Annotated in this window: 6 protein-coding genes; 4 read left to right on the top strand and 2 right to left on the bottom strand. The window is 59.1% G+C overall.

Going from position 1 to position 6,537, the window contains the following annotated elements:
* The first annotated feature begins 2 nt into the window (after positions 1–2).
* The 3 genes from ABX749_RS17020 (at position 3) to ABX749_RS17010 (ending at position 3,129) form a co-directional block, all read left to right on the top strand.
* Complete coding sequence (locus ABX749_RS17020) at positions 3–140, top strand: SGNH/GDSL hydrolase family protein (protein WP_372897020.1); 138 nt, start codon at positions 3–5, stop codon at positions 138–140.
* Positions 141–280: 140 nt separating this feature from the next.
* Positions 281–1,555: a PQQ-binding-like beta-propeller repeat protein gene (locus ABX749_RS17015; protein ID WP_372897019.1), complete on the top strand. Its 1,275-nt coding sequence runs from the start codon at positions 281–283 to the stop codon at positions 1,553–1,555.
* The gene (locus tag ABX749_RS17010; protein ID WP_372897018.1) at positions 1,555–3,129 is read left to right on the top strand and encodes a BNR-4 repeat-containing protein; all 1,575 of its coding nucleotides are present in this window, start codon (positions 1,555–1,557) and stop codon (positions 3,127–3,129) included. The genes ABX749_RS17015 and ABX749_RS17010 overlap by 1 nt, the downstream gene beginning before the upstream one ends.
* 212 nt (positions 3,130–3,341) lie before the next feature.
* Here ABX749_RS17010 and rsmA read toward each other — a convergent pair whose 3' ends face one another.
* Together rsmA and ABX749_RS17000 are read right to left on the bottom strand one after the other, a co-directional pair.
* Complete coding sequence (gene rsmA, locus ABX749_RS17005) at positions 3,342–4,253, bottom strand: 16S rRNA (adenine(1518)-N(6)/adenine(1519)-N(6))-dimethyltransferase RsmA (protein ID WP_372897017.1); 912 nt, start codon at positions 4,251–4,253, stop codon at positions 3,342–3,344.
* Positions 4,250–4,882 carry a riboflavin synthase gene (locus ABX749_RS17000; protein WP_145221928.1) on the bottom strand — a complete coding sequence of 211 codons (633 nt, stop codon included), beginning with the start codon at positions 4,880–4,882 and terminating at the stop codon, positions 4,250–4,252. Before ABX749_RS17000 ends, rsmA begins: the two co-directional genes overlap by 4 nt.
* 161 nt (positions 4,883–5,043) lie before the next feature.
* On the opposite strand from ABX749_RS17000, the gene eno reads away from it, so the two are divergent.
* The gene (gene eno, locus ABX749_RS16995; protein WP_095738579.1) at positions 5,044–6,327 is read left to right on the top strand and encodes a phosphopyruvate hydratase; all 1,284 of its coding nucleotides are present in this window, start codon (positions 5,044–5,046) and stop codon (positions 6,325–6,327) included.
* Positions 6,328–6,537: the final 210 nt, after the last annotated feature.

The following is a 6,537-nucleotide window of genomic DNA, read 5'->3' as shown; positions in this document are numbered from 1 at the left end:
GGTTGTTCTATGTCGACGGTGAAAGTCTGTTGGCTGACAATCGCGATGACACCACCGATGGATCCCATCCCTCGGATCTCGGTTTCTTCAACCAAGCCAACGCGATCGAACCGGCGTTGCGTGCGGCATTGGGGGCGTAAACCCCTGACGGTCTGTCGATTGAATCAGCCGTTTTGGCGCGAGTCTGCGGGCTGTTCCTCACACGGTCCGCGCACGGTCATTTGCCCCGCTATGCTATTGCTCTTCCAAGCACAAAATCGTCCCTGAGTTTTTTACACCGATGATGTTCAAGACATTGTTCTCCGCCGCTGTTCTGTTGACGCTTGCGATGGACGTCGCGTTCGCCCAGACCCCCTCGTTTCCCGCGACCGATTGGCCGTGGTGGCGGGGGCAGCAGCGCGACGGCAGCGCCGCGCCCGACCAGAACCCGCCGCTGCAGTGGAGTGAAGATGACAACGTGGTCTGGAAAACCGCGATTCCCGGTCGTGGCCACGGATCGCCAATGTTGTTCGGGCGACATGTCTTTCTGGCGACCGCCGATGACACGCGCAAGGTACAAGTGGTGCTTTGCTTCGATCGCCAGACGGGATCATTGCAGTGGGAATCGGTGGTGCACCAAGCCAACTACGAGACGAAGGGCAAACGTAAAGCAAATGAAAAAGCATCGTGGGCTTCATCCACCGTCGCCACCGATGGCGAGCGGTTGTTCATCAACTTCTTCAACGACGGAGCCATTCACACGACGGCGCTCGATCTGAAGGGAACCATCCTTTGGCAGCAGAAACTGTCCGACTACGTCATTCACCAAGGTTATGGTTCCTCGCCAGCGATCTACGAGCATTTGGTCATCTGTTCGGCGGACAACAAGGGAGGCGGCGCGATCGTTGCCATGGATCGTGCGACGGGTGAAATCGTTTGGCGACGTGATCGTCCTGAAAAACCGAATTACCCCACACCGTCGATCGTAAACGTCTCGGGCAAAGACCAACTGGTGTTAACCGGTTGTGACCTGGTCACCAGTCTGGATCCCGCCACGGGCGCCACGCTTTGGGAAATCGAAGGGGCGACGACAGAGTGCGTGACGACGACACTGACCGATGGCAAACACGTGTTTACCAGCGGCGGGTATCCCGACAACCACGTCTCGGCCGTCCTCGCCGACGGATCGGGAAAGGTCGCTTGGCGGACCAACACCCGAACCTACGTCCCCTCGATGCTGCACAAGGACGGTTACCTGTACCTGACGCTCGACGCCGGAATCGCCGAATGTGTCGACTGTGCAACCGGCGAGACCGTCTGGAAAGCCAGACTGGGAGGCGATTTCAGCAGTTCGCCGGTCTTGGTTGGTGATCTGATCTACGCGACCAACGAGCAAGGGCAAACGTTCGTGTTCAAGGCAAGCCCAGAGGGATTTGAAAAGGTCGCCGAAAACAAGCTGGGTGAGAGTGTGTTCGCCACGCCGACGATCTGTGACAGTCACATCTTCATGAGAATCGCCCACTATGACGGTGACCGACGCCAGGAATTTCTCTACTGTTTGGGAGCCAAGAACTGATGACTAAAACGAGTGACACGGGAACCCACGAGAGGTGCCCAGGCTTTAGCCGATTCCTCGGCAGTGCGAATCGATTGACCGGCAGTGCGGAACGCCTAAAGGCTGCACACCAACGTTGGCTGTCGCTGGTGATCGGCGCCATTCTTGCCAGCAACGTTGCGGGACAAGCCCCCGTTTTGAACGGGCAGCGGATGGATGGATACAAGGGCATCTGGTTCACACTCGGGCAGTTCTACGGCAAAGGAAGCGATGGTCAGCCGTATGCAAAAGCGTCGCGAGAACCGGTGTTTCCTTATGGTGACAAATACTCCGGCGGACTGGGGACCTACACCGCCAAACACACACCGCTCGCAATCTATTGTCCCCAGGTCGAGAAGACGTTTTTTGTCTATGGCGGAACGACGGGACCAAACGATCGGCATCTGCTGTGCATGGTTTCGTATTACGATCACGCCTCGGATCGGGTTCCCAAGCCCGTTGTGGTTCATGACAAACAGACGGTCAATGATCCACACGACAACCCCAGCATCGCCGTCGACGATGCCGGCTACCTTTGGATTTTTGTGAGCGGTCGTGGACGCGTGCGCCCGGGATTCAAGTACAAGAGCAACAAGCCCTACAGCATCGATGGCTTTGAATTAATTTCCGAAGAAGAGATGACGTACCCGCAGCCGCATCACGTCGCGGGCGAAGGATTCTTGCACCTGTTTACGAAGTACACCGGCGTCCGAGAGCTGTACTGGGAAACCAGCGATGACGGTGTCACGTGGACTGCCGATCAGAAACTGGCCGGTATTCGTCAGCCGGGTGATAGTCGTGGCGGACACTACCAGACCAGCGCGACGCGCGACGGACTGACCGGTACGTTCTTTAATCGGCATCCCAACGGCGTCGTCGATCAGCGCACCGATCTTTATTATGTCCAGACTCCGGACCGGGGGCAGACGTGGACGACGGTCGATGGAACGCCGGTCCAGCCGCCTCTTGAGGATGTCGCCTCGCCCGCCCGTGTGATCGACTACGCCTCGCAAAAGTTGAACGTCTATTTGAAGGACATGGGGTTCGACCGCGAGGGACATCCGGTTCTGCTGTACGTCACCAGTCCCGGCCACGAGCCGGGGCCGCCGAACGACCCACGTCATTTCCGTGTGACCCGCTGGGATGGAGAGGCATGGAAAACCTCGATTGTCTGCGGCACGGACCATAACTATGACATGGGCAGTTTGTATCTGGACGAGCGAACTTGGACCTGTCGCGTCCCGTCCCAGCCGGGACCGCAGCCGTACCAAGGCGGTGGCGAATTGGTGACGTGGACGAGCATGGATCAGGGGGCGACGTGGCGGCGGGAAACGCAAATCACATCCGATAGCGACCGCAACCACAATTACGCGCGCCGTCCGATCGCAGCCAAGGATCCGTTTTTCGTTTTTTGGGCCGACGGGGATCCGACGAAGCTGAGCGAAAGCCACCTGTACTTTGCCGATTCAACCGGCGAGCGTGTCTGGGAGTTGCCTTATGAGATGGAGGGCGAGTTTGCCACGCCGGTGCGGGTTGAGGCGTCGATTGACGAGTGAGGGGTGCGCGCCGGTCGCTGCCCGGTTTGTTGATTTACTTGAGAATGTGAAACCAGGGGTGAGCCGCTGGCCGTAAGGCCCCGGGCATTGCGCTGGGCCCGGCCGCTCACGCGTCACGGCTCACTCGATCAACAAGCCGTCTCGCTTCCCACTGGAAGGACAGATCACGCGCCGGTCGCTGACGCTTCCCGCTGGGGTGACAGGCTGGACGCCTATTCCGCTTTGCCTTCGGCGATCCGCAGGGCTTCGACCAGTTGTTGGATCTGTTCGACGGACAATTCTTCCGCACGCGCGGTCTCGCCGTGCCCGAGTGACTGCAGGACCTCGTCGACTTGGGACTTGTCCAGCCGGTTCTTCATCGCGCTGATGACGTTGCTGCGCAAAAACTTGCGTCGGTGGAAGAACAGCGCGCGGACCGTCTGGTGGAAATAGTCCAGGTCGGCGATGGCGTCACGTTTCTGGTGATCCAAATCCAATCGGATCACCGCGGAGTCGACTTTGGGGCGGGGCCAAAACACTTTGGGGCCGAGGATGCGTACGATTTCGGCGTGACACATCGACTGAATCCAAATGCTCAGTGCGCCGTAGTCCTTGGTCCCGGGCGTGGCGACGATCCGCTCGGCCAGTTCTTTTTGGATCGTCACGACCATCGCGTCGGGCGGCGGCGTCTGATGCAGCAGATTAGAAATGATCGGTGTGGCGACGTTGTAGGGCAGGTTGGCGACCAACAAGAACCGCGCGTCCTGGCCGATGCGTTGCATGGCATCGACGACCAACCCTTTCAAATCGTCGCGTAGGGAATTCTTATTTCGCAGCGCGTCGCCTTGGAGCAGTTTCACATTCGGCCGCCCGGCCAATTCTTCGCTGGCCAGTTGGTGCAGATTCATGTCAATCTCGATCGACAACACGGCACCGGCAGCATCGGAGAGTCGCGACGTGAGTGATCCGACCCCGGTTCCGACTTCTAAGACCACGTCGGTTTTTCGCAGCTCGGCCGAGTTGGCGATCAGGTCGACCAGGTTCAGGTCGATCAAAAAGTTCTGGCCGTACTTGGAAACGGGCCGCAACCCGGCTTCGGCGAGTCGTTTGGACAGGTAGCTGGCTGTTTGACGTGGTTGATTCATCCGTCTGCTTTGCTGTTGGGATCGTGAATCTGGTCGTCCGAGAGCAATCCCAGCGAACGTTGCACGTATTTGGCCAGAATGTCGGTTTCCAGATTCACGGCATCACCGATCTTGCGAAATCCCAGCGTGGTCATGGCCAATGTGTGCGGGATCAAGGCAACGCTAAAGGAATCTTCGTCGGCATCGACCACCGTCAAACTGATTCCGTCGATCGCGATGCTGCCTTTGCTGGCGACTTGGCTGGCGTACTGGGCGGGAATCCGAAACCGCAGATTGGCCCAGGGCGGGTCTTCGCTGCGCTCGATCAGCTCGCCGAGGGTGTCGACGTGACCGCTGACGTAGTGGCCGCCCATCCGGCTGCCGACGGCGAGTGAGCGTTCCAGGTTGACGCGGTCTCCGGCGACGAGTTTGCCCAAATTGGTCCGCGAAAGGGTTTCCTGGCCGGCCTCGAAATCAGCGACGTCCCCGTCCAAGGCGACGATCGTCAGGCAGCATCCGTTGATGCAGATGCTGTCGCCGATTGCAGCGTCACCGGTGATCAGCGGAGAACGGATGCGAAGCCGCTTGCCGGGGGGATCGTCGACCATTTCGACGAGATCGCCCATTGTTTCGACCAGACCAGTAAACATTGCAGATAGCAGAACGGCGGAAAATGCGTCAAAAATACTCGGCGGGTAGCCACTGTGACCCGCATTGGACAGAATGCCGACCAATCGGACAAGCGATGGCACGCGCTCGTCATCAACAAAACACTTCCCGCCACACCCCCAACACCCTCGAGAGGTCCCCGATGACCCTGATCGAAGCGATTCACGCCCGCCAAATTCTGGACAGCCGCGGCAACCCGACCATTGAATGCGAAGTCCTGCTGGAAGACGGCGCCCACGGCCGTGCAGCTGTCCCCAGCGGCGCCAGCACCGGCGCCCACGAGGCTTGGGAATTGCGTGACGGCGACAAGTCCGTTTACATGGGCAAGGGCGTTCAAACGGCCGTCACCAACGTCAACGAAAAAATCGGCCAAGCCCTGCAAGGCATGGACGCACTCGACCAAGCCGAAATCGACTCGGCGATGTTGGCCTTGGACGGTACCGAAAACAAAAGCAACCTGGGCGCCAACGCCATCTTGGGTGTTTCGCTGGCCACCGCACACGCCGCGGCCGCATCAACCGGACAACCCCTGTTCCGCTACCTCGGCGGCGTCGGTGCACGCCTGCTGCCCGCGCCGATGATGAACATCATCAACGGTGGCGAGCATGCCGATAACTCGGTCGACATCCAAGAATTCATGGTCATGCCGCTCGGTTTTGAACGATTCAGCGATGCTCTGCGTTGCGGCACCGAAATCTTCCACAACCTGAAGAAGGTGCTCAGCAGCAAGGGCTACAACACCGCAGTCGGCGACGAAGGCGGCTTCGCGCCGGACCTGAAGAGCAACCAAGAAGCTCTCGACGTCATCATGCAAGCGATCGACCAAGCGGGCTACAAAGCCGGCGAACAGGTTTGGATCGCACTCGATGCGGCATCGACCGAATTCTATGACCGCGACAAGAAAAAGTACGCGATCGACGGCAAGGAATTGTCCGGCGACGAAATGGTTGACTTCCTCGCCGACTGGTGTGAAAAGTACCCGATCTGCAGCATCGAAGATGGCTGCGACGAAGACGATTGGGAGACCTGGAAGAAGCTGACCGAACGCGTCGGCGACCGGGTCCAATTGGTCGGCGACGATTTGTTCGTCACCAACGTCACCCGCCTGCAAAAAGGGATCGACGAAGGAATCGCCAACAGCATTCTGATCAAAGTCAATCAAATCGGTTCGTTGACCGAAACGATCGATGCGATCCAGTTGGCCGGACGCCACGGCTACACCGCCGTGACCAGTCACCGCAGCGGCGAAACCGAAGACAGCACGATCGCCGACTTGGCCGTCGCCCTGTGCACCGGCCAGATCAAAACCGGATCCGCCAGCCGTAGTGACCGGATGGCCAAGTACAACCAGCTGCTCCGCATCGAAGAAATGCTCGGCGACGCGGCGCTGTACGGCGGACCCCACTTCGCCGCAAAGTTGCGTTAGAAAAGAGTGTCAGCGGGAAGCGTCAGCGACCGGCGCGTGGGGTGTTTTGGCACACACGCGCCACTGGCCGACGCGCTCAGGGCCACCTCGTTTGACACCAATCGGTGTGTTTTTGTTAGCGGTAGGGCGCGAGCCCTCCGGTACGTCACGATGTTCTTCAACTGAGACCGGACGGCTCGCGCCGTTCCGCTATCTTGCTTGCGCTGGACC

It is taken from the genome of Stieleria sp., assembly GCF_041595215.1.
Lineage (GTDB): Bacteria > Planctomycetota > Planctomycetia > Pirellulales > Pirellulaceae > Stieleria > Stieleria magnilauensis.
Note: the sequence above shows the minus strand (reverse complement) of the source record. Positions and strands in the feature narration are given on the sequence as shown.